Annotated in this window: 23 protein-coding genes; 3 read left to right on the forward strand and 20 right to left on the reverse strand. The window is 68.8% G+C overall.

Annotated elements, in window-relative coordinates; genetic code table 11:
* Positions 1-208: 208 nt before the first annotated feature.
* The 3 genes from AC1RVW_RS26420 to AC1RVW_RS26430 are packed head-to-tail and all read right to left on the reverse strand — an operon-like array spanning position 209 to position 2740.
* Complete coding sequence (locus AC1RVW_RS26420; RefSeq protein WP_285415020.1) at positions 209-1093, reverse strand: beta-keto acid cleavage family enzyme; 885 nt, start codon at positions 1091-1093, stop codon at positions 209-211.
* On the reverse strand, positions 1090-1854 hold the full coding sequence (locus tag AC1RVW_RS26425) for an SDR family NAD(P)-dependent oxidoreductase (protein ID WP_493203561.1): 765 nt from the start codon (positions 1852-1854) through the stop codon (positions 1090-1092). Before AC1RVW_RS26425 ends, AC1RVW_RS26420 begins: the two co-directional genes overlap by 4 nt.
* A gap of 19 nt (positions 1855-1873) precedes the next feature.
* A complete protein-coding gene (locus AC1RVW_RS26430; RefSeq protein ID WP_106936199.1) occupies positions 1874-2740 on the reverse strand; it encodes a dioxygenase family protein in 867 nt (288 codons plus the stop codon).
* Positions 2741-2870: 130 nt separating this feature from the next.
* Here AC1RVW_RS26430 and AC1RVW_RS26435 point away from each other — a divergent pair, with 130 nt between their 5' ends.
* Entirely contained in the window at positions 2871-3908 is a 1038-nt protein-coding gene (locus AC1RVW_RS26435; protein ID WP_493203563.1) for a LacI family DNA-binding transcriptional regulator, read from the forward strand.
* A 16-nt stretch (positions 3909-3924) separates the two neighbouring features.
* Here the strand turns inward: AC1RVW_RS26435 and AC1RVW_RS26440 are convergent, their stop codons facing one another.
* Genes AC1RVW_RS26440 through AC1RVW_RS26450 form a run of 3 tightly spaced genes read right to left on the reverse strand, consistent with a single transcriptional unit; the run spans position 3925 to position 6220 of the window.
* The gene (locus AC1RVW_RS26440) at positions 3925-4278 is read right to left on the reverse strand and encodes a hypothetical protein (RefSeq protein ID WP_493203565.1); all 354 of its coding nucleotides are present in this window, start codon (positions 4276-4278) and stop codon (positions 3925-3927) included.
* Between the two features lie 16 nt (positions 4279-4294).
* Positions 4295-5968: a hypothetical protein gene (locus tag AC1RVW_RS26445; protein ID WP_493203567.1), complete on the reverse strand. Its 1674-nt coding sequence runs from the start codon at positions 5966-5968 to the stop codon at positions 4295-4297.
* 57 nt (positions 5969-6025) lie between these two features.
* Positions 6026-6220 (reverse strand): YjiS-like domain-containing protein, encoded by a 195-nt coding sequence (locus tag AC1RVW_RS26450; protein ID WP_081267350.1) that lies wholly within the window; start codon positions 6218-6220, stop codon positions 6026-6028.
* Positions 6221-6345: 125 nt separating this feature from the next.
* Between AC1RVW_RS26450 and AC1RVW_RS26455 the strand changes: the two genes are divergently transcribed.
* Positions 6346-7236 (forward strand): LysR family transcriptional regulator, encoded by an 891-nt coding sequence (locus AC1RVW_RS26455; RefSeq protein ID WP_081267351.1) that lies wholly within the window; start codon positions 6346-6348, stop codon positions 7234-7236.
* 15 nt (positions 7237-7251) lie between these two features.
* On the opposite strand, the gene AC1RVW_RS26460 is transcribed toward AC1RVW_RS26455, so the two are convergent.
* The 12 genes from AC1RVW_RS26460 to AC1RVW_RS26515 all read right to left on the reverse strand — a co-directional run bounded on the left by AC1RVW_RS26460 (position 7252) and on the right by AC1RVW_RS26515 (position 19436).
* A complete protein-coding gene (locus AC1RVW_RS26460; RefSeq protein WP_172839817.1) occupies positions 7252-7902 on the reverse strand; it encodes an ANTAR domain-containing response regulator in 651 nt (216 codons plus the stop codon).
* A gap of 315 nt (positions 7903-8217) precedes the next feature.
* Positions 8218-9372 carry a transporter substrate-binding domain-containing protein gene (locus AC1RVW_RS26465; RefSeq protein WP_081267353.1) on the reverse strand — a complete coding sequence of 385 codons (1155 nt, stop codon included), beginning with the start codon at positions 9370-9372 and terminating at the stop codon, positions 8218-8220.
* A 40-nt stretch (positions 9373-9412) separates the two neighbouring features.
* Positions 9413-11059 (reverse strand): nitric oxide reductase activation protein NorD, encoded by a 1647-nt coding sequence (locus AC1RVW_RS26470; RefSeq protein ID WP_493203570.1) that lies wholly within the window; start codon positions 11057-11059, stop codon positions 9413-9415.
* Entirely contained in the window at positions 11056-11874 is an 819-nt protein-coding gene (locus AC1RVW_RS26475) for a CbbQ/NirQ/NorQ/GpvN family protein (protein ID WP_493203572.1), read from the reverse strand. The genes AC1RVW_RS26470 and AC1RVW_RS26475 overlap by 4 nt, the downstream gene beginning before the upstream one ends.
* Positions 11871-12908: an aliphatic amidase gene (locus tag AC1RVW_RS26480; protein ID WP_081267356.1), complete on the reverse strand. Its 1038-nt coding sequence runs from the start codon at positions 12906-12908 to the stop codon at positions 11871-11873. The genes AC1RVW_RS26475 and AC1RVW_RS26480 overlap by 4 nt, the downstream gene beginning before the upstream one ends.
* 45 nt (positions 12909-12953) lie before the next feature.
* Positions 12954-13643: an urea ABC transporter ATP-binding subunit UrtE gene (urtE, locus tag AC1RVW_RS26485; protein WP_493203574.1), complete on the reverse strand. Its 690-nt coding sequence runs from the start codon at positions 13641-13643 to the stop codon at positions 12954-12956.
* 18 nt (positions 13644-13661) lie between these two features.
* Complete coding sequence (urtD, locus tag AC1RVW_RS26490) at positions 13662-14444, reverse strand: urea ABC transporter ATP-binding protein UrtD (protein WP_106937606.1); 783 nt, start codon at positions 14442-14444, stop codon at positions 13662-13664.
* 14 nt (positions 14445-14458) lie between these two features.
* Positions 14459-15514 (reverse strand): urea ABC transporter permease subunit UrtC, encoded by a 1056-nt coding sequence (gene urtC / locus AC1RVW_RS26495; protein ID WP_493203576.1) that lies wholly within the window; start codon positions 15512-15514, stop codon positions 14459-14461.
* A gap of 4 nt (positions 15515-15518) precedes the next feature.
* Positions 15519-16421 carry an urea ABC transporter permease subunit UrtB gene (gene urtB, locus AC1RVW_RS26500; RefSeq protein ID WP_106936193.1) on the reverse strand — a complete coding sequence of 301 codons (903 nt, stop codon included), beginning with the start codon at positions 16419-16421 and terminating at the stop codon, positions 15519-15521.
* A 5-nt stretch (positions 16422-16426) separates the two neighbouring features.
* Positions 16427-17620 carry an urea ABC transporter substrate-binding protein gene (urtA, locus tag AC1RVW_RS26505; RefSeq protein ID WP_493203577.1) on the reverse strand — a complete coding sequence of 398 codons (1194 nt, stop codon included), beginning with the start codon at positions 17618-17620 and terminating at the stop codon, positions 16427-16429.
* 377 nt (positions 17621-17997) lie between these two features.
* Positions 17998-18492 carry a hypothetical protein gene (locus AC1RVW_RS26510; RefSeq protein WP_081267362.1) on the reverse strand — a complete coding sequence of 165 codons (495 nt, stop codon included), beginning with the start codon at positions 18490-18492 and terminating at the stop codon, positions 17998-18000.
* A complete protein-coding gene (locus AC1RVW_RS26515) occupies positions 18489-19436 on the reverse strand; it encodes a LysR family transcriptional regulator (protein ID WP_081267363.1) in 948 nt (315 codons plus the stop codon). Before AC1RVW_RS26515 ends, AC1RVW_RS26510 begins: the two co-directional genes overlap by 4 nt.
* Positions 19437-19531: 95 nt before the next feature.
* Between AC1RVW_RS26515 and AC1RVW_RS26520 the strand changes: the two genes are divergently transcribed.
* Positions 19532-20524 (forward strand): SDR family oxidoreductase, encoded by a 993-nt coding sequence (locus AC1RVW_RS26520; RefSeq protein ID WP_493203580.1) that lies wholly within the window; start codon positions 19532-19534, stop codon positions 20522-20524.
* 13 nt (positions 20525-20537) lie between these two features.
* Here AC1RVW_RS26520 and AC1RVW_RS26525 read toward each other — a convergent pair whose 3' ends face one another.
* Entirely contained in the window at positions 20538-21491 is a 954-nt protein-coding gene (locus AC1RVW_RS26525) for a glutaminase (protein WP_493203582.1), read from the reverse strand.
* On the reverse strand, positions 21488-22396 hold the full coding sequence (locus AC1RVW_RS26530) for a DMT family transporter (RefSeq protein WP_081267365.1): 909 nt from the start codon (positions 22394-22396) through the stop codon (positions 21488-21490). Before AC1RVW_RS26530 ends, AC1RVW_RS26525 begins: the two co-directional genes overlap by 4 nt.
* Positions 22397-22420 lie beyond the last annotated feature (24 nt).

A 22420-nucleotide genomic window follows, 5' to 3' on the forward strand; every position in this document is an offset into this window, starting at 1 on the left:
CCCCTCCTCCTTTATTTCGCTGCGGGGAGCACCCGACGCCCTGTGCACAGGGCACGCTGCTGGTGCTCGGCCGATCAACCTGCGCTCTGTCCAACGATCACGCTGGCGGGGTGCCTTGCGCAGCGAAATAAAGGGGGAGGCCGCAGGCCGGAGGACATTCGCGGAGCAAGGCACCCCGTCGGCGTGATCGCCCCCCGAACAACGTACCTCAGGCATTCGAAAGCCCCAGCATCGCGCGCGCCTCACGCGGGTTGGCCACTTCGCCACCAAGGCTCACGAGGATGTCGCGCGCCTTCGCCACCAGTTGTGCGTTGCTCTCGGCGAGCACGCCTTTCTCGAGGTAGATGTTGTCTTCCATGCCCACGCGCACATGGCCGCCCAGCAGCCACGACTGCGCGACGATCGGGAACTCCATGCGGCCGATGCCGAAGGCGCTCCAGAAGGCGCCGCGCGGCAGCATGTTGCGCGCGTAGAGCAGCGTCTCGGGCGTGGGCGCAAAGCCGTACTTCACGCCGAGCACGAAGGTCCACATGGCCGGGCCGTCGAGCGTGCCGTCCGCGATCAGGTCCAGCGCCAGGTTGATGTCGCCCGAATCGAAGATTTCCAGCTCCGGCTTCACGCCCGCCTCGCGCATCACCTTCGCCATGCGGCGCACGTTCCTCGGCGTGTTGATGACAACGTCGGGGCCGGAGTTCATGGTGTTCAGGTCGAGCGAACACACGTCGGGCCTGATGAGCGCGATGTGCTCCACGCGCTTCTCCGGCGGCAGCAGCGTGGTGCCGGGCGCGGCGATCTTCGGGTCGTCCTCGCTCGGGATGAAGCGCCCGCCCGGGCCGGTCGTGAGGTTGATGATCAGCTCGCGGTTGCCGCGGCGGATGCGGTCCACCACCTCGCGGTACAGCTCCACCTCCATCGACGGCTTGCCGGTTTCCGGATGGCGCACATGGATGTGCACCTGGGCCGCGCCGGCCTCGGCGGCGGCCAGGCATTCGTCGGCGATCTGCACCGGCGTGATCGGCAGGTGCGGCGTCTGCTCCGGCTTCACGAGGTTGCCCGTGACGGCGCAGGTGATGAGTGTCTTGGCGGCGCTCACAGGTGGCGCCCTCCGTCGACCACGATGCGCGTGCCCGTGACGAAGCGCATGGTGGTGGCCAGCGCCTCGACCGTGGCCGCCACGTCGTCTGGCTTGCCGATGCGGCCGAGCGGCGTGGTGCTGGCCATCTTGCTGGCGAACTCCGCGCCGCGCCCGGGCACGAAGCCCGACTCCACCGCGCCCGGCGACACCGACACCACGCGCACGGCAGGTGCCAGCGCCTTGGCCAGCGCGTCGCCGACCACGTCGAGCCCGGCCTTGGCCGCCACGTAGGCGAGGTTGCTGCCCACGCCCGTGAAGCCCGCGATGGACGAGATGTTGGCCACCAGCGCGTCGCCGCTGGCCTTGAGCATCGGCGCGAAGGCGCGGATGGTGGCGAACACGCCGCGGAAGTTGGCGCGCACGATGTCGTCGATGAGCTCATCGGTCAGCGCGTCCAAGTCGGCGGCCGGCACCGGCTGCGTGTGACCCGCGCTGTTGACGAGGATGTCGCAGCGCCCGTGCGTGTCCTGCACCTCGGCCGCGGCGGCCACGAGGCTCGCCGAGTCGGCGATGTCGGCGCGGATCGCCGCATGGCGCTGGCCGTTGGCCGAGGGCAGGGCGGCCGCGCGCGCCGCCGCGTCGTCGCCCTTGCGGTGCAGCAGCACGCAGGTGGCGCCGAGCGCGGCCAGGCGCGTGGCCGTGGCATAGCCGATGGCGCCCAGGCCGCCGGTGATGACGGCGACCTTGCCGTCGAGTCTGGAGACAGGATCGAAGCTCATATCGATAGGGGGAGTTGGTTCAGGGAATCGGGGGGCGCGGGAATTTCATTTCGCCGGGTTCGAGTTCGAAGTCGTGGTGCATCGACGCGCTCTTGCCATCGGGCGCCAGCGCGAAGCGCCCGATCAGCCTGCGCGTCACGCCGAAGGTCGGGTCGCTTTCCAGGTTCTCGTCGTCGTCCGCGAAGACCTGCGTGATCAGCACCTTGTGGCCGGGCTTGCTCACCATGAAGTGCAGGTGCGCGGGGCGGTTGGGGTGGCGCTGCTGCGCGCGCAGCAGCACGCCGCAGGGCCCGTCGGTCGGCACCGGGTAGCCGGCCGGGCGCACGCTGCGGAAATGGAAGCGCCCTTCGGCGTCGGTGGTGAAGCGGCCGCGCAGGTTCATGTCCTCCTGCGACGGGTCCTGGTTTTCATAGAGGCCGACGGGCGAGGCCTGCCAGACGTCGACCGTGGCGCCGGCCACCGGCCGGCCCTCTTGGTCACGCACCGTGCCTGTCACTTCGAGCGGCGTGCCGGGCGTGCCCGAGCGCGCGATGTTGTCGCCCGGCGCGCAGGCCGGCGCGTTCGCCCGCCAGAACGGCCCGAGCAGCGCGGCCGGCGATTCGCCGTGCGGGTCCTGGTTGTTCTGCAGCGCGACCACGGTCGACACACCCAGGATGTCCGCCGCCAGCACCACTTCGTTCTTGGTCTCGCCCGTGGCATGGCCGATGGCGACGATGAATTCGAGCGCCTGCTCGAACTCGTCTTCCGTCAGTTTCACTTCCTGCACCAGCGCGTGCAGGTGGCGCGTGACCGCTTCCATCACTGTGCGAAGCCGCGGGTCGGGCGTGTGCTTCATGGCGTCGAGCACATGGCCCAGCACCGAGTCGGGGGAGGTGGCGATGTTCATGGTGGATTTGTGCAATCGTTTGCACGATATTAGCCAGATTTGCCGAAAAGTAAAATGGAGGTTTCAGGCAGACCCTGAGGGAAGCATTGACACCCGAGGCCGGCCGCCTTCGCGACAATCGTTTGCACCAATGAGCACCAGCCCGCCTTCTGCACCTTCTTCCGGCACAGTCACCATCCGCGACGTCGCGCGTGCCGCCGGCGTGCATGTGTCCACCGTCTCGCGTGCGCTCAGCCCCGAGAAGCGGTCGCTCATCAGCGACGAGGTGCTGCGCGTGGTCGAGGAGGCGGCGCAGCGCCTGGGCTACCGGCCCAACCGCGCGGCCTCGGCATTGCGCACGGGCCGCACGCACACCATCGGCGTGCTGGTGCCCGACATCACCAACGCGGTGTTCCCGCCGATCCTGCAGGGCATCGAGGCCAGCGCGGCGGCGCGCGGGTACTTCGTGTTCGTCACCAACGTGGCCGACCCGGCGCTGGCGCGGCCGGTGCTCGAGCGCATGCTCGCGCAGCGCGTCGACGGCGTGGTCATGGCCACCGCCACGCGCGACGACCCGCTGGTCGATTTCGTCGCCAAGGCCGGCATGACGGCCGTGCTGGTCAACCGCGCCGACGAGACCGGCCGCCTGCCGGCCGTGGTCAGCGACGACCGGCTGGCGATGAAGCTCGCGGTCGATCACCTGGTGGCGCTCGGCCACAAGCGCATCGCGCACCTGGCGGGGCCGCAGACCATCCCGACCGGCGTTGGCCGGCGGCTGGGCGTGGAGCAGGCCCTGCGCGACCACCGCATGAAGCCCTTCCGCGTGGTCGAGTGCGCGAGCTACAGCCGTGAGGCCGGCGCGCTGGCCATGAAGCAGATGCTCGATGCCGGCGCGGCCCCGCAGGCGGTGGTGTGCTGCAACGACCTCGTCGCGCTGGGCGCCTACGACGCGCTGCGCGCGGCCGGCCTGCGTGTTCCCAAGGACATTTCCATCACCGGCCACAACGACATGCCGCTGGTCGACATGGTCGACCCGCCGCTCACCACCATCCGCCTGCCGCACCGCGAACTGGGCTGGCGCGCGGCGGAGATGCTGTTCGATGAGATCGACGGCCGATCGATGTCGGCATCGACCGTGGTGCTGCGCCCGGAACTGGTGGTGCGCCAGTCGACCGCCGCACCGCGCTAACGGGCGGCGAAGCGACTCACTTCATGCGCCACCACAGGGCGGCGATGTCGTCGCTCAGGCCTGCCAGCAGCAGCGCCACGGCAACCAGCACGACCAGCGCCTTCGTTCGCCGCGACATGCCTTCCCTGGGCGCGAAGTCTTCGGCACGGCCGCTGAAATGCACGCCGCAGTAGGGGCAGCGCAGCACGTAGCCGAAGATCGGCTCGCCGCAGCGGATGCAGGGCACTTCGCCGGGGCCCGGTTCGGACGCGGACGCGGACGGTGAGGCCGCGTCGCGCGCGGCCTGCTCCGCGGCACGCTGTTGCTGCTGACGGGCGCGGCGCTCGCGGTGCGCGGCCAGGTCGATGGGTTCGTGGGAGTTGTCGGGCATGGTCGGACCCCGAAGTCTAGGACGCGTTTTTCTTTCGTGCAGCCGGCCGGCGCGGCGGCTTTGCCTCCAGCACCAGTTCGGCCGGCAGCGTGTCGTTCCACGATTCGGTGAAGTAGGCGCGGTCGCTCGGCACCAGCTGCGGCAGCGCCTCGCGCAGCAGGGCGAGCGATTGCTCCGCGGCCTTGAGTTCGCCGGCATGCGCGGCGTACCAGGCGTGCTCGAACAGCAGGCTGCAATGCTGCAGGCCCGGGTAGCGGCGGCGGCCGGCCTGGTGGTCGGCCAGCCGCGCCTGCGCCACCTGCACCCAGCGCGCGGGCCAGTTCGTCGCGTCGAAGGCATCGGCCAGCGGGCCCGCGAGCTTCGACATGGCGGCCGGGTCGAGCGGCTTCTGCGCGCGGAACTGCGCGAGCGTGGGCTGCTTCTCGGGCCGGCAGTGGCCGCGCGCGATGCGCATCAGGTAGATCGCGTTCCACGCCGAGCGGCCCTGGCCGTCGGTATGGCCGCACAGCCATTCGGAGAAGGCGATCCACTGCACCGCGCGGCGGGTGGTGTCGGTGTTGCCGTCCTGCGCGAGCGCGGGCAGGTCCGACAGGCCCACGCGGTCGAACAGCCATGCGGCCATGCCCATGTTGGCGGCCACGTGCTGCGCCGCGTCGAAGGAATGCGACTCGAACGCCGCCGCCAGCGCCTCGCCGAAGCGGCGCAGCGATTCCTCGGCGAGCGCCGCGGCGGCCGGCTTGTCGTCGGCCGAGAGCCCGAGCGCGCGCGAGCGGCACACCAGCGCCCACAGGTTGCACCACTCGAAGCGCACGTCCGGGTGATGCCGCAGCACCAGTCCGCGCGCTGCGTCGTCGGCCATGCCGCCCAGCAGCGACTGCGCCAGCGGCAGGTCGCGCGCGGTGTAGGCGCACCATGCGGCGACGATGCATTCCATCGCGCCGAGGTAGTCGTTGCCCGCCACATGATGCGCCAGCCGCTGCTTCTTCAGCGCCTGCAGCCTGCGCCGCGCCTGCTCGTTGTCGCCGAGCCGGCGCCACAGCATGGCCTCGTTGAGCGTGACCAGCGCGCGCTGGAAATCGGTGGCGGCCAGCGTGCCGGCCAGGCGTATCGATTCGAGCGCGCTGGCCGGCTGGCCGCTGGCACTCGCATCGCGGGCGTTCATGCCGGCCACCGGCGCCATCAGCCGGCCCTGCCGCGCCGCCTGCTGGGAGGCGACCAGCTGCTTCCAGAAAGCCGCGTCCTGCAGGTGCACCGCGTCGGGCGGCGGCGAGCCGGCCGGGGCCTGCGACTTGCGCGCGCGCAATCCGAGGAACGACGCCACCTCGGCGGCGGTGGCCGCGCGGCCTTCCACCAGCACGCGCACGCGCCTGGCTTCGGCGGCCGGCAGCCAGAACGGGCCCTGGCTGCGCCGCTCGGCATTCAGGAAGCGCGGCTCGCGCAGCGTGTCTTCGCCCCAGCCGACCTCGATGTTCCAGGCCTTGAAGTCGCGGAACGCGCGGCTCACGACCATGCGCAGCGTGCTGGCGTCGGAGACTTCGCCGCGCATGTCGGCCAGCCGCACGACGCCGGTGCCGGCTTCGTGGGCGTGCTGCATGCGCACCAGCAGCCAGAGCGACTGGAAAGCCGCGCGCCGGCCATTGACCGACTGCGGCGAAGTGAGTTCGATGGAGAGAAGAGAGGGCTTGGGCACGCCCCGGATTGAACCTCAAAACCGGCGCGATACCTGAAGAAAAAACGCCGCAGAGGCTCAGTAGCGGTGGCGGTCCAGCAGCTCCGGCACTTCGCTGCGCCCGATGCCCAGGTCACGCAGCTCGTGCTCGCTCATGCCGGCCAGGTGCCGCATGTCGGCGCGCGCGCGGCGGCGATTCACCACGCGGCGGCGCCAGCCGCGCAGGGCATGGATCAGGCGTTGATGAAAGGTCGATGGCTTCGGCGCGGTCACGATGGGCTCCTTGGTTGGGAGCGCTCATCTTCCGGTGGTGCGTGATATTGTGGAAGTTGAGAATCCTGAGGCTTGCAATCAGCTTTGCTGATGGCGCGATCTTTCACCCCCAACACGGCGACCCGATGCGACAACTCAACCTCGACCAACTGCGCACCCTCATCGCCATCGTCGACCTCGGCACCTTTTCGGCCGCGGCCAAGGCGCTGCACCTGGCGCAGCCGACGGTGAGCCTGCACATCAGCGAACTCGAGTCGCGGCTGGAGGCGCCGCTGGTGGTGCGCGGCAACCGCCGCATCACGCCGACCGCCGCCGGCGCCGCATTGGTCGAGCGCGGGCGCAAGCTGCTGCGCGACACCGACGACGCCGTGGAAGCCGTCAAGCGCCAGGCCGAGGGCCGCACCGGCCGGGTGCGGCTGGGCACCTCCACCGGCGTGCTGGTCGACCTGCTGCCGCAGGTGCTGGAGGCGCTGGGCGCGGAGCATTCGGGCATCGACGTGGAGGTGAGCATCCGCGGCTCCTACGAGGCCATGGAGCGGCTGGCCGCCGGCACGCTCGACATCGGGCTGGTCGCGATTCCGCAGCCGCCGGTGCGCGGCATCGTCGTCACGCCGTGGTGCGAACAGCCCATGATGGCCTTCGTGCCCCCGCGCTGGAAGGCGCCGAAGCGCGTCACGCCGGCCTGGCTGGCGGCGCAGCCGCTGATCTTCAACGAAGCCACCACGCACATGTACCGGCTCACGATGGAGTGGTTTGCCGAGGCGGGTTTTGCGCCGCGTGCGCGCATCGAGCTCAACTACGACGCCGCCATCCGCAGCCTGGTGGCGGCCGGCTATGGCGCGGCGTTGCTGCCGCTGCAGCAGAGCACCGACAACGTGCGCGGCGACCGCATGCAGATCCTGCCGGTGAGCCCCAGGCTCACGCGGCGCGTGGGCATCGCGCACCGCCAGCACGCGGCGCTCGACGGCGCCACGCTGAGCGTGCTGAAGGTGCTGACGGCCTTCCGCCAGGCCTGAGCCGAACCTGGTGGATCAGCCCGCGTCGGGCTTGGGGCGCATGCCCAGCGAGAGGATCTCGTTGGCGTTGACGATGGCGGTCGCTATTTCTTCGGTGGTGGTGCGCTTGCTCATGGCCTGGTCGCGGATCAGGTCGTAGGCCTGGCCCTCGGACACGTCGTGCGTCTTCATGAGGATGGCCTTGGCTTCGGCGATGCGGCGCTGGCCCAGCAGCTTGGCTTCGACCTTGCGCAGCCGCTTGGCGAGCGAGCGTGCCTCCTTGTGCGCCTCGCGCGCCACCACCAGCGCCGAGAACAGACCGAACGAACGCACCGGCGAAGGCAAAACTGCCTTGGCGCCGATTTCCAGCACGGCCTCGATGATGGTCGGGTTCTCGTAGGTGACGACCGCGATGATGGCCGGCGCGTCTTCGCTCTTGGTCCATTCGAAGCGCATGTTGATGAAGTCGGGCTGCACCGCCATGAAGGCGACGTCGATGCCTTCGGGCAGGACTTGCACGGGCGGCCAGAAGGCCTGCACCTGGCAGCCGATGCGTTGCAGCTGTTGCGTGAGTTGGCGGCCGTCGTTGTCGTCGGGGTGGATCACGGCGATCTTCAGCAGGCGCAGCTCTTTCAGCTGCGGCGGCGTGACGCGCAGGGTGTGCCGTTTGGGGGCTGTGCCTTCCACTTTCAGGCCTTCTTTTGTTCGGGGTGTGTGCACAGGCCGCCGGGTGCTCCCCTCCGCGAATGTCCCCCGGGGCTGCGCCCCTCCTCCTTTATTTCGCTGCGGGGAGCACCCGGTGTCCTGTGCACAGGGCACGCTGCTGGTTCGCAGTTGATCAACCAGCGCTCTGTCCGACGATCACGCCGATGGGGTGCCTTGCGCAGCGAAATAAAGGAGGAGGCCGCAGGCCGGGGGACATTCGCGGAGCAAGGTACCCCGTCGGCGTGAGCGCGCCCCGAATGCCTCCTGGAGCAACAAATGGAGGAACTGAAGTTCATCCTAGATCTCCAGCGTATCCAGCTTGGCCGTCCAGTCGCCCAGCGAGTGGGTGACCAGATAAGGATCCGGGTACACCGCCCGCGTCGCCTGCCGCACGATGGTGAACTGCCCGTGCGCGTCGACCCGCCCGATGCGTGGGTACAGGCATGTGTGATGGTTGGCCGGGTCGATCTTCACCAGCCCCTGCGGCGCATCGAACTCGCTGCCCAGGATGTACGGAAGAATCTCCGCGATGCCGTCGCTCCCCGCCTGCCGGTAGGCGTTCGCAAAAATGTGCATCTGGAAATACGAAGCCTCCCAGCACAGGTTGGGCACGCAGCCGTCGCCGAAGCGCGCGCGCAGCATCGCCAGGCAGCGCCGGTTCGCGGCCGAGTCGATCGACTGGAAATACGGCGCCGCCGTGAAATGCCCCGTCGCCACGCCGTGGCCCATCTGAGAGATCTCCGCCTCCGAAGTCGTGAGGCTGGCGATCGGCATCGTCTTCGGGTCGAAGCCCGCCTCGGCATACGCGCGGTACAGGCTCGCGGTGGAGTCGCCCACCACCGTCGAGAAGATGAAGTCGGGCCGCTTGTCGCGGATGTCGTCCATGATGGCCCGGTAGTCTCGCTCGCCGGCGTCCAGCGCCACGTAGCGCTCGCCCAGCTTCTCGCTGCCGGGGCGCTGCATCACCAGCTCGCCCATGATGCGGTTCGACTCGTAGGGGTAGATGTAGTCGGAGCCGATCAGGTACACCCGCGCGCCGAAGTTCGTGGTCATGAACTCCGCCAGCTGCACGCTGTTCTGGTTGGGCGCCGCGCCGGTGTAGATCACGTTGCCCGAGTACTCGAAGCCCTCGTACAGCGTGGGGTAGAACAGCAGCTTGTTCCACTTCTCTATGACCGGTATCACCGCCTTGCGGCTGCTCGACATGTAGCAGCCGAAGATCACGTTCACGCGGTCCTGCACGATCAGCTTTTCCGCAAGCTGGGCGTAGCGCGCGGGGTTGGACTGCGGGTCGTAGCGCACCGCCACGATCTCGCGGCCGTCCACGCCGCCTGCCGCGTTGATCTCCTCGATGCCGAGCAACGCGCCCTGCAGCTGCGAGAGTCCGATGGTCGATGTGACGCCGGTTTCCGAATAGAGGATGCCGACGCGTATGGGGTCCTTGTCAGCCACGCTGAAGTCTCCTGGGGTGTCGAATCATCATAGTCTTCAGTCAGTGGGCCGCGGCAAGGCGTGCGCTCATGCGCGCGAGGCGCACCGGCAGGCTGCGCGCGTCGTCGGCGATGCAATAGTTGCGCCAGCCGAAGATGCGCCGCACATAGGCGTCGGCCGCCCCGTCCACCGCGATGCAGGCGGCGCGCACGCCGGCGTCGCGGGCCTCGGCGACGGCCTGGCGGGCGTCTTCGATCAGGTATTGCGGATCGTGCACGTCGATGTCGGAAGGCGCGCCGTCGGTCACCAGCAGCACCGCGCGCTGGCCGGGCGGCTCGGCTTGCATCAGCGCGGCGGCGTGGCGCAGCGCAGCGCCCATGCGGGTCGAGTAGCGCCCGCGCAGCGCGCCGATCATGGCGCTCGTCGGTGCGTCGAGCGGACGGCCGGCTTCGAGCAGGCGGTAGTAGTACACCTCGGCGCGCGTGTTCGACGAGAAGCCGTGGATCGCCAGCCGGTCGATGCCGCGCGCGTTCGACGCGGCCAGCAGCAGCGCGGCCTGCTTCTCGATGTCGAGCAGCGAGGCTGCGTGCGGCCCCGGGTCGTTGGCCGAGGCCGACAGGTCGAGCAGCACCAGCACGCTCGACGGGCGCGGGCCCTTGCCCGGGCGCATGAAAAGCCGCGCATCGGGCCGCAGCCGAAGGCTCCGGTCGACCAGCACTTCGATGGCCGCGTTCAGGTCGATGTCGTCGCCTTCCCACTGGCGGCGCAGGCGGTGCGTGCGGTCGAGGTGGCGCGCGCGGGGCAAGGCGAGCGGGGCGATGCGCCCGTTGCCGGGCGCGGCCTGCTCGCGCCCCGGCAGCAGGCCCTGCCACGCCGGCAGCTTTTCGATCACCGTGCACCAGTCGGGGCGCAGTCGCTCGAGCTTGCGGTCCCATTCGGGGTATGTGTAGCGGCCGAGTTCGATGTCGTCCGCCGCATCGGAAGTAGGCGGGCCGCTGCCTTCGTCCGGTGCATCGGAAGGCGGTGGCGGCCGTGCGCCTGCCTGTTGCAGCGCGATGGCTTCGTCGGGTGCGGTCTCCGTCTCGGCGAATTCCCACAGGTAGCTGTTGTCGTCGCGCCAGGGCGCGGGCACGGCGTAGTGCTGGGGCTCGAAGCGCACGCGCATCTGGCCCAGGTCGTTGGCGAGGATCGACGCGATGACGCGGAAGGCGTCGTAGTCTTCCAGGCCCGCGCTGGCGACGGTCTCGTCGAACAGGCGGCGTGTCTTGTTCACCCAGTGGTTGTCGTCGATCGCGTCGGGCAGCAGCAGCAGGCGGTCCATCCGGGAGACGAGCGCCGCGAAGCGCAGGTCGAGCGGGTCGGACGCGGGCGGGAGCGATGCGGCGAACCAGCCGTGCAGGCCGGGGAAGTCTCGCCACAGCAGGCGCTCGACACGCGCGTCCTCGATGGCCGAGACCACGGCGATGCCCATCGGCTTGAGCCCGTGTGCCGGGCGCGCGGGCCGCGAGTGTCGCAGGTGCGCGACCGCATGCGCGACCATGGCGCGGCGCAGGTTCGGCTCACCGGTGCCTTCGGGCAGCAGCAGCTTGCGGCCCGTGAGCACGGCGCGCGTTCCCGCGCCAGTCAGCGCCTGCACTTCCACATCGACGCCCGCCAGGCCGCGCGCCAGCAGCGACAGCGCACCGAGGCCGCCGTACGCGTCGTTCATCCGAACTGTGCCTCGACAAAGCCCTGCAGCGCGCTTGCCATGTCGGGGTCGTCGGTCAATGCGCGCGTCATCGTCATCTCGCAGCTCTCGCGCGGCGTCACGCCGTCGCGTATCAGCACGCCCGCGTAGATCAGCATGCGCGTCGACACGCCTTCGTCGAGCCCGCGGTGCTTCAGCTCGCGCGAGCAGCGCGCGATGGCCACCAGTTTCGCGGCGAGCCCGGGCTCGACACCGGCCTCGTGCGCGACGATCTCCGCCTCCAGCGCGCTGCCGGGGTAGTCGAACTCCAGCGCCGCGAAGCGCTGGCGCGTCGATGGCTTCATGTCCTTCGCGCTGCTCTGGTAGCCGGGGTTGTACGACACCACCAGCTGGAAATCGGGGTGCGCGTGCACCAGCTCGCCCTTCTTGTCGAGCGGCAATATGCGCCGCGCATCCGTCAGCGGGTGGATCACCACCGTGGTGTCCTGCCGCGCCTCCACCACTTCGTCGAGATAGCAGATGCCGCCGTGCCGCACCGCCAGCGTCAGCGGCCCGTCGTGCCAGGCGGTGCCGTTGGCGTCGAGCAGGTAGCGCCCGACGAGGTCCGAGGCCGTCATGTCCTCGTTGCAGGCCAGCGTCACCAGCGGCCGGCCCAGCGACCACGCCATGTGCTCCACGAAGCGCGTCTTGCCGCAGCCGGTCGGGCCTTTCAGGATCAGCGGCATGCGGTGGCGGTACGCCTGCCGGTAGAGCGCCACCTCGTTGCCAGCGGGGCGGTAAAAGGGCTCGGCCTCGATGCGGTAGGCGGCCAGCGGATCGGGAACCGCCGCGTTCATCGGTGCTTGGCCGGCTCGTTCGGAATGCCCTCGATCGGGCATTCGGGCGTGCCCACCGTGCTGCGCGTGAACGACTCCACCATCTCGCGCGTGCCCTCGGGGTCGTTGATCCACTGGGTGTAGAAGTTGTACGGGCAGGCCGCCACGCCCTTGTCGCCGTCGCCGGAGTTGATGGTGCCGGTGTAGCCGCGGTGCACCAGCTTGAACAGGTGGTTCTGCGACTGGCCGTTCTTGCGCGCGTCGCGGATCAGGCCCATGGAAAGCTCGGCGTAGTTGATGCCCATCTCTTCCTCGCCACATTCGCCGAGCGTGCGGCCGTCGAAGCCGATGAGCGCGGAATGGCCGAAGTACGAGTACACGCCGTCGAAGCCCGCCGCGTTGGCCACCGCCACGTAGGTGTTGTTCATGAAGGCCATGGCCTTCGACACCATGATCTGCTGCTCCTTGGCCGGGTACATGTAGCCCTGGCAGCGGATGATGAGTTCTGCGCCGCGCATCGCGCAGTCGCGCCAGATCTCGGGGTAGTTGCCGTCGTCGCAGATGATCAGGCTGATCTTCATGCCCTTGGGGCCTTCGCTCACGTAGGTGCAGTCGCCCGGATACCAGCCCTCGATGGGCACCCACGGCATGATCTTGCGGTACTTCTGGACGATCTCGCCCTGGTTGTTCATGAGGATCAGCGTGTTGTAGGGCGCCTTGTTCGGATGCTCCTCGTGGCGCTCGCCGGTCAGCGAGAACACGCCCCACACGTTGGCGCGGCGGCAGGCGTCGGCGAAGATGGCGGTTTCCTCGCCGGGCACGGTGGCGGCCGTGTCGTACATCTCCTTGGCGTCGTACATGATCCCGTGGGTGGAATATTCGGGGAACACCACCAGGTCCATGCCCGGCAGGCCCTTCTTCATGCCGACCAGCATCTCGCCGATCTTGCGGGCGTTGTCCAGCACCTCGGCCTTGGTGTGCAGGCGGGGCATCTTGTAGTTGACGACCGCGACACCCACGCAATCGTTGCTGCTCGAAATATCACCATGTCTCATGACGCTGCTCCTGAAAGAGGGGTTGAAGAAAAAAGGGAAGGGCTCTCACACGGTCAGGAAAGACCTGACCTTGTCCTGGTCGAGCGTTGCGCGCGCCTCGTCGTGCACGAGGCGCCCGCGGTCGATGACGAGAAAGCGGTCGGCCAGGTCGAGCGCGAAGCTCAGCACCTGCTCCGACACCACGATGGCGAAGCCGCGCTCGGCGCGCAGCACGTTCAGCGTCTGCGCGATCTCCTTGATGATCGAAGGCTGGATGCCCTCGGTCGGCTCGTCGAGGATCAGCAGCTTGGGCTCGGAGATGAGCGCGCGCGCAATCGCCAGCATCTGCTGCTGGCCGCCCGAGAGGTTGCCGGCCTTGCGCTGCTTCATGTCCTTGAGCACGGGGAAGAAGCGGTAGAGGTAGTCGGGCACCGTGCGGTGGCCGGACTTCGCGGCGCCAGAGAGGATGTTCTGCTCCACCGTGAGGAACGGGAACACCATGCGCCCCTGCGGCACGAAGGCCAGGCCCTGCGCCACGCGCTGGTAGCTCTGCAGCTTCGTGATGTCGGCGCCGCCCAGGCGGATGCTGCCGCCGCGCGCAGGCAGCAGGCCGATGAGCGACTTCAGCAGCGTGGTCTTGCCCATTCCGTTGCGGCCCATGATGGCCACCGCCTCGCCGGGCGCGACGCGCAGGGACACATCGCGGATGACGTGCGACTCGCCATAGGCGACGTCGAGTTCGGAGACTTCGAGCATCTGTGTTTCTCCTTGTGCTCAATGGCCCAGGTACACGTCGATCACGCGCGGGTCGGACTGCACTTCGGCGGCCGTCCCCTCGCTCAGCAGCCGGCCCTGGTGCAGCACGGTCACGCGGTGGGCGATGCGCTTGACGAAGTCCATGTCGTGCTCGATCACCACCACCGATTTGCCCACCGAGATGCGCCGCAGCAGGTCGCCGGTCTGCTCGCGCTCGCGCGGGCTCATGCCGGCCACGGGCTCGTCGAGCAGAAGAAGCTCGGGCTCCTGCATCAGCAGCATGCCGATCTCCAGCCACTGCTTCTGGCCGTGGCTGAGCTGGCCCGCGCGGCGCTCGAGCTGGTCGAGCAGGAACACGTCGGCCGCCATCGCGTCGATGCGCTCGCGCAGCGCGGCCGTACGGCGAAAGGCCAGCGACTGCAGCAGGCCGTGCATGCGCGGCAGCGAGATCTCGAAGTTCTCCAGCACCGTGAGGTCTTCGTAGACCGAGGGCGTCTGGAACTTGCGGCCCACGCCGGCACGCACGATCTCGTACTCGTTCAGCCGGCCGAGGTCCTGGCCGTTGAACAGCACGCGGCCCGCGCTCGGGCGGGTCTTGCCGCAGATCATGTCGAGCAGCGTGGTCTTGCCCGCGCCGTTCGGCCCGATGATCACGCGCAGCTCGTTGCGCTCGACCGCAAGGCTCAGGCCGTCCACCGCCTTGAAGCCGTCGAAGGACACGGTCAGGTCTTCGACGCGCAGGATCTGCTCGTTCGAAGGCGGCACCGCCGAGGCGGCCTGCGGCAGGCCGCCGTTGGGCATGGTCATGGTCGCGTTCATGGCGTGGCCTCCGCGCCGCGCCGGCGCAGCAGCCTCGCGCCCAGGCCCGCGAGCCCCTCGGGCATGGCCCACACCACGAGGATGAACACGGCGCCCAGGAAGTACAGCCAGCCTTCCGGGAAGGTCTCGGACAGGTACGACTTGAGAAAGCCGATCAGCAGCGCGCCGACGACAGCACCCGGTATCGACAGCCGGCCGCCCACCGCCGCGTAGATCACCATCTCCACCGAGGCCACCACGCCGATCACGCCCGGGGCGATCAACCCCACCTGCAGGCTGTAGAAGGCCCCGCCGATGGAAGACAGCACCGCGGCCACCGCGAACACGAAGGCCTTCATGTGCGCCGTGTTGTAGCCGCTGAAGCGCACGCGGTCTTCCCGGTCGCGGATGGCGATGAGGATCTTGCCGAAGCGGCTGCGCACGATGACGAGCGACACCGCCATCACCAGCGCGATCGCCAGCACCTCGACGAAATACATCGTGCGCTTGGCGTCGTCGCCCGCGATGTCCAGGCCCAGCAGCGTGCGGAAATCGGTGATGCCGTTGGCGCCGCCGGTGTCGCCCTGCTGGCCGATGACCACCACGGTGAGCGTGAGCGCCAGCGACAGCGTGACGATCGCGAAGTACACGCCGCTCACCCGCCGCTTGAAGATGGCGTAGGAGAACACGTAAGCCAGCACCGCGGGAACGGCGAGGATGCCCACGACGGTCCAGCCCAGCGAGTGGAACGGAACCCACCACGAAGGCAGCTGGTCGACGCTGCTCCACACCATGAAGTCCGGCAGCTCGGGCGCCGAGGCTTCGAGCTTGAGGAACATCGCCATCATGTAGCCGCCCAGGCCGAAGAACATGCCCTGGCCCAGGCTCAGCACGCCGCCGTAGCCCCAGGTCAGCACCACGCCGACCGCGACGAAGGCGAAGGCCAGGTATTTGCTCACGAGGTTGAGCCGGAAGGGATCGAGTGCGGCAGGCAGCACCACGGCCAGCAGCAGGAGCACCGCGGCCATCGCGCCGATGTCGCGCCTGCGTTGGAGAGAGAGTTTCGACAACATGCCCTCAGCTCCTCGACCGCGTGGCGAACAGCCCGTTGGGCCGGAAGTACAGCACCACGATCACCAGCAGCAGGATCGTCGCCTTGGCCATGGAGCCGCTCATCAGGTACTCCAGCCAGGTCTGCGACTGCGCGATGGAGAAGCCCGAGAGCGCGGTGCCCACCAGGCTCTGCACGCCGCCGAACACCACCACGATGAACGAGTCGACGATGTAGAGCTGCCCCGTGCCCGGGTTGGTCGAGCCGATCATGGTGAACACCGCGCCCGCGATGCCCGCCAGGCCGGAGCCCAGCGCGAAGGTCATGGCGTCCACCCGGTGCGTGTCGATGCCCACCGCGCCGGCGATGGCGCGGTTCTGCGTCACCGCGCGCACCTTGAGCCCCCACGGCGTGCGGTACAGCAGCAGGTACACGCCGGTCGCGACCAGGGCCGTGAGCCCCACGATGAAGATGCGCGTGAGCGGCAGCTGTATGCCCGGCGTCGGCTCCCAAGCCCCGGCGAGCCACGAGGCCAGCGGCACGCTCACCTCCTGCGCGCCGAAGATCGAGCGGTAGGCCTGCTGCAGCATGAGGCTCAGGCCCCAGGTCGCGAGCAGGGTGTCCAACGGGCGGTCGTAGAAGAAGCGGATGAAGCCGCGCTCCAGCACATAGCCGAACGCGAAGGTCACCGCGAACGCGAACGGAATCGCGGCGAACAGGTACAGGTCCATGAAGCCCGGCGCGAAGTGCTCGAAGAAGCGCGCGGCCAGGTAGGTCATGTAGGCGCCCAGGGCCATCAGCTCGCCGTGCGCCATGTTGATGACGCCCATCAGGCCGAACACGATGGCCAGCCCGATCGCCATCAGCAGCAGGATGGTGAACAGGCTCACGCCGTTGAACACCTGCATCACCGCGATGTCGAAGTTCATCGCGTTCAGACCTTCGGGAAGGGGTTGGGCTCGACCAGCTGGGGCGATTCCCACACGATGTCGAACTGCCCGTCGGGCCGGGCGCGGCCCACGCGCACCTTCTTCCACACATGGTGGTTGGTGGCGTGCACGCGCACCGTGCCTTCGGGCGCTTCTATTTCCACGCCCGCCGCTGCCGCCGTGACCTTGTCGACGTCGAAGGACTTGGCCTTCTCCACCGCCAGCTTCCACAGGTAGACGCTGTTGTAGGCCACCTCCATCGGGTCGCCGATCACGCGGTCCTGCCCGTACCTGGCCTTGAAGGCCTTCACGAACTTCTCGTTGGCCGGCGACTTGATGCTCTGGAAGTAGCCCATGCAGGCGTAGTAGCCGGCCGCGTTGTCCTTGCCGATGCCGTCGATCTCGTTCTCCGACACCACGGTGGACAGCAGCACCTGCCTGGCGCCGTCCAGTCCCGCCGCGCGCAGCTGCTTGTAGAAGGCCACGTTGGAGCCGCCCACCACGGTGCTGTAGATGCAGTCGGGCTTGGCGGCCTTGATCTTGTTGATGATCGACGAGAACTCTGTGTGGCCCAGCGGCGCGTACTCCTCGCCGAGCACCTTGCCGCCGGCCTTGGCGATGGCGGGCTTGGCGATCTTGTTGCAGGTGCGCGGGTAGATGTAGTCGGAGCCCACCAGGAAGAAGCTCTTGCCCTTCTCGCGCGCCATCCACTCCACTGCCGCGATCACCGACTGCGTGGCTTCCTGCGAGGGATAGAACACGCGCTTGTCCTGCTCCTGGCCTTCGTAGTAGGTCGGGTAGAACAGCAGTCCCTTGGCCTGGTTGAGCACCGGCAGCAGCGCCTTGCGCGAGGCCGATGTGTAGCAGCCGATGATGGCGGCCACCTTGTCGCGCTCCAGCAGCTTGCGCGCCTTCTCGGCGAACACCGGGTTCTCGCTGGCGCCGTCTTCCACCACGGCCTCGATCTTCTTGCCCATCACGCCGCCGGCTGCGTTGATCTCCTCGATGGCGAGCTTCTCGGCATCGACCAGCGAGGCCTCGGCGATGGCGATGGTGCCCGAGAGCGAATGCAGCAGGCCGAGTTTCACGGTGCCGCCGTCCTGCGCCGATGCGATGCCGGCCACGCCGCCCGCGGCGCCCAGCACGATCATCGAGCCGCCGGTCTTCACGATCTGGCGGCGGTTGAAAGCGTTCGTCATGTCAAATTCCTTTGTGTTTGTGCGAGTCATCAGGAAGATCCGACCTTCGGAACCGCGCGTTGGGTGTCTCCTCCCGCGGCGCGGCCCTGCAAACGGGCGTTCGGCTGCCAGTGCGTTTTCTTTGGGCAAGGCTTCGCCACCGGATGCAGCGCATCCGTTTCGAAAAGTTTCCTTGCGGCCGAGAAAACAAAAAAGCCCGAACCGGTGGTGAAACCGATTCGGGCTTTATTGCCCGACGCCTCGCTGGCAGCACTGGCAGCGGGTGTCGTATGACTGGTAACGATTGCTCGTTGGGGCGGATTCTTCTCAACTCACCCCGGCATGAACATACGCTGTTTCGCTAATTGGCGAGATCGCGATTCATGTGTTATTTGCGCTCAGCGCGGGCGCGCGTAGCCCGACTCGATCCATGCGCTGGCGCTTGCGGCCGTGAGCCTGAAGGCGGGCGACACGCTCACGCTGGCGAGCTCGGCGTCGTCGGCATCGTCGTAGGCGCTGAGCGTGGCAGAGGGGTTGTCCTCGTCGGGCACGATGGCCAGCGCCACGCGCACGCGCTGGTCGTTGCGCGCGGTGACCGTCACGCTCTTGTTGAGCGTGGCGTGCAGCTGCTGCTCGTGGCGGCGGATCACTTCGGCGGCGGTCTTCACCAGCGTGGAGAAGGCGGGGCCGTCCAGCGGCTTGGGGTTCTTCTTGTCGCGGCCCATGGTCCAGGGGCCGACCAGGGCCGGCTCGGGGTCGCCGTGGCGGGTCATCTCGACGGCCCAGCCGTCGTCTTCCTCGTTCTTGATGACGCGGGCGGTCCAGGTGTCGTCGCGCCAGAGGCGGGCTTCCTGCAGGGGGAGGGTGTCGGATTCGTTCGATGGTTCTGTCATTCGGAGGCCTGTTTGCTTGCGCGGGCCATTTTCCCCCGCGCGCCGGCGTCTTCCTGGCCGTCAACGTACTGTTGCAGTCCCTCGGCCAATGCGTCGAAGGCGGCGCGGCAGCGCGGGCTGTTGCGCAGGTCCTCGTGCATGGTGACCCAGGTGTCGAGCTTGAGCGCCATGGCGCGCGGCATCAGCCGCACCAGCGCCTCGGTGCGCCGGGCCAGGCCGACCTGGCACACGCCGATGCCCGCGCCGGCGCGTATGAGCGCCAGTTGCCCGAGGTCGCTGTCGGTGCGCAGCGAGAAGCTGTCGCGGCTGTAGCCCGGCAGCGACTTGCCCGCGTTGCGCACGAAGGCCGAGGGCTGGTCGTAGCCGATGACCGCGTGGCCGGCCAGTTCCTCGAGCCGGCGCGGCGTGCCGTGGCGCGCGAGGTAGTCGCGGTGCGCATGGAAGCCGAGCTCGATGTTCCCGATGCGGCGCGCCACCAGCTGCTCCTGCCGGGGTCGCACCATGCGCACGGCGATGTCGGCCTCGCGCCGCAGCAGGTCCTGCACGCGGTTGGTCAGCACCAGCTCGACCTTCAGCGCCGGATGCTCCTCGCGCAGCCGCGCCACGATGGGCGGCAGCACCTCGACGCCGATCACCTCGCTGGCCGACACCCGCACCACGCCGCGCACGCCTTCGCCCTGGCTGCTGGCGGCGCGCTGCAGCGATGCGGCGGTGCTTTCCATGGCCTCGGCATGCGTGCGCAACGCCAGCGCCACTTCGGTGGGCAGCAGGCCGACCTGCGAGCGGGTGAAAAGCACCACGCCCAGCGCTTCCTCGAGCGCCGCCACGTGGCGTCCGGCCGTGGGCTGGGTGATGCCCAGCGCGCGCGCCGCGCCCGAGAGAGAACCCTCGCGCAGCACGCCGAGGAAGGAGCGGTAGAGCTCCCAGCCGATGTTCGAAGTCATGCATAAATGTATAGCTGCTGGCTCATGTTCGGTAATTCCAATCGAACCGGCCCGGTTCCAGAATTCATCCATCGACAACTGTTCTGGAGCATTCCATGGCACACGGCAACGACAACACGGTTCTGGTCCTTGGCGCGACGGGCGGCATCGGCGGCGAGGTGGCCCGCCAGCTGCGCGACGCGGGCTGGGAGGTGCGCGCACTGAAGCGCGGCGCGAGCGAAGGAAAGCGCGACGGCATCACCTGGCTGGCCGGCGACGCGATGGACGCGCAGGCCGTGCGGCAGGCCGCGAGGGGCTGCGCGGTCATCGTGCATGCGGTCAACCCGCCGGGCTACCGCAACTGGTCGCAGCTGGTGCTGCCGATGCTCGACAACACCATCGCCGCCGCCAAGGCCGAGGGCGCGACCATCGTACTGCCCGGCACGGTCTACAACTTCGGCCCCGACGCCTTTCCGCTGCTGGCCGAAACATCGCCGCAGCATCCGGCCACACGCAAGGGTGCGATCCGCGTCGAGATGGAGAAGCGCCTCGAAGACGCGAGCCGCGAGGGCGCCCGCGTGCTGATCGTGCGCGCCGGTGACTTCTTCGGTCCCCGGGCCGGCAACAACTGGTTCTCTCAGGGGCTGGTGAAGGCGGGGCAGCCGGTCAAGGCGGTGAGCTACCCTGGCCGCGCCGGCATCGGCCACCAGTGGTCGTACCTGCCGGACGTGGCGCGCACCATGGTCGAGCTGCTGGCGCGGCGCGACCGGCTCGAACCCTTCGCGCGCTTCCACATGGCCGGCCACTGGGACGCCGACGGCACGCGCATGAGCGGCGCCATCCGCAAGGCGGTGATGCGCCGCACCGGCACCGAGGCGCGGGTGTCGGCCTTTCCGTGGTGGCTGCTGACGCTGGCTTCGCCCTTCGTCGCCACCTTCCGTGAAATGCGCGAGATGCGCTACCTGTGGCAAACGCCCGTGGGCATGGACAACGCGAAGCTGGTGGCCTTGCTGGGCCGCGAGCCGCACACGCCGCTCGACGAGGCGGTCGAGGCATCGCTCGAGGGCATGGGCTGCCTGGCGACGGCGCCGGTGGCGGCCGCGGCCTGAGGGGCAACGTCAATCAGAACACCGACAGCCCCGTGCGCGCCACGAACAGCTCCAGCGCCTTCATGCCCAGTAGCGAATTGCCGGTGGCATCGAGCGCCGGCGACCAGACGCACAGCGTGAGCTTGTCGGGCACCACGGCCACGATGCCGCCGCCCACGCCGCTCTTGCAGGGCAGGCCGATGGAGAAGGCCACGTCGCCGGCCGCGTCGTAGGTGCCGCAGGTGAGCATCAGCGCGTTGATGCGGCGGGTCTGCCGCTCGCCGGTGATCTCGGGCTGGCCTTCGACCGGGTGTGCGCCGTCGCGGCACAGGAAGGCGGCGGCGCGCGCCAGCTGGCGGCAGCTCATGCGCAGCGCGCACTGGTGGAAATAGGTGTCGAGCACGGTGGCGACGTCGTTGTCGATCTTGCCGAAGCTCTTCATGAAGTTGGCCAGCGCGAAGTTGCGAAAGCCCGTGTCGGCTTCGGACTGCGCCACCTCGTCGTCGAAGGCGATGGGCTCGCCGCACAGGTTGGCCATGAGCGCGAGGATGTCGGCCTTGGCGCTGCCGCCGCCGGCCTTGGCCTGGCTCACCAGCCGGTCGGCCACCGCGATGGCGCCGGCATTGATGAACGGGTTGCGCGGCTTGCCCTGTTCGTTTTCCAGCTGCACCAGCGAGTTGAACGGATTGCCCGAGGGCTCGCGGCCGATGCGCTCCCACAGCGCGTCGCCCATGCGCTGCATGGCGAGCGTGAGCGTGAAGAGCTTGGACACGCTCTGGATGGAAAAGGGCGTCTCGAAGTCGCCCGCGCCTGCCTCGATGCCCTCGCAGGTGCGCAGCGCGATGCCGAACTGCCGCGCGTCGATGCGCGCCAGCGCAGGGATGTAGCTGGCCACGGTGCCGCCGGGGCAACCCTGGTCGATCTGCGGGCGGAGGGTGGCGACGATCTCTTCGAGCACCGGCTGGAAGTTCATGGTGTTGCCGTTCATGCGGCGCGTTGTACCGCAGGCCGCCGGTTCACCAGCACGATGCCCAGCGCCACGCCGATCAGCGCCACGATCAGCTGCACCGTGAGCGGCTCCTTGAGCACCACCACGCCGAACACCAGCGCGAACAGCGGCGTGAGGAAGGTGAAGGACGACATCTGCGTGGCCGGGTAGTGCCGCAGCAGCCACATCCAGGTGAGGTAGCTCGCGAAGGCGCCGATCACGGTCTGCAGGCCGATGGAGGTCCAGGCGCCGGCTGAATAGGCGAAGCCCCAGTGCTCGCCGAGCGCCAGCGACAGTAGCGGGCACATCGCCGCGGTGACCGCCACCTGGTAGAACAGCGTCTTCTCGGCGCTGGCCGTGGCCAGTTTGGTGGTGCGCAGCGTGAGCGTGGTCAGGCCCCACAAGGCGCCGGCCGCGAGGCCCATGGCGTCGCCCACCAGCTGCGACGAACTCATGTGGCCGAAGCCCTCGCTGAAGGCCAGCACCACGCCCGAGAACGCGATGAACAGGCCCAGCCACTGGAAGCCGCGCAGCCGCTCGGCCGGCACCCAGCGCGGCAGCAGCAGCGACACCCAGAACGGCGCGGTGTAGAGGAACACCGTGAGCCGCGACGCGCTGGTGTTCTGCAGCCCCAGGTAGATGCCCGCGAACTCGCCCGAGAACAGCAGCCCGGCCAGCAGCCCCGGCCACAGCGTGCCGTCGCGCTCGAACAGCGGCACGCGCCGCCACACGCACCACAGCCACAGCAGCGCGGTGGCGCCCACCATGCGGATCGAGGCCTGCCACATCGGCGGCACCTCGGCCACGGTGGTCTTGATGAGGATCTGCTGGAGTCCCCAGAACGCGCAGCAGGCGATCAGGAGGCCGATGGCGAGGGAGTCGAGGTGGGTCTTGCGCTGGATCATTCGCTGCTGTCGGTCGGTCGCGGC

It is taken from the genome of Variovorax sp. MPBD4-3, assembly GCF_058809745.1.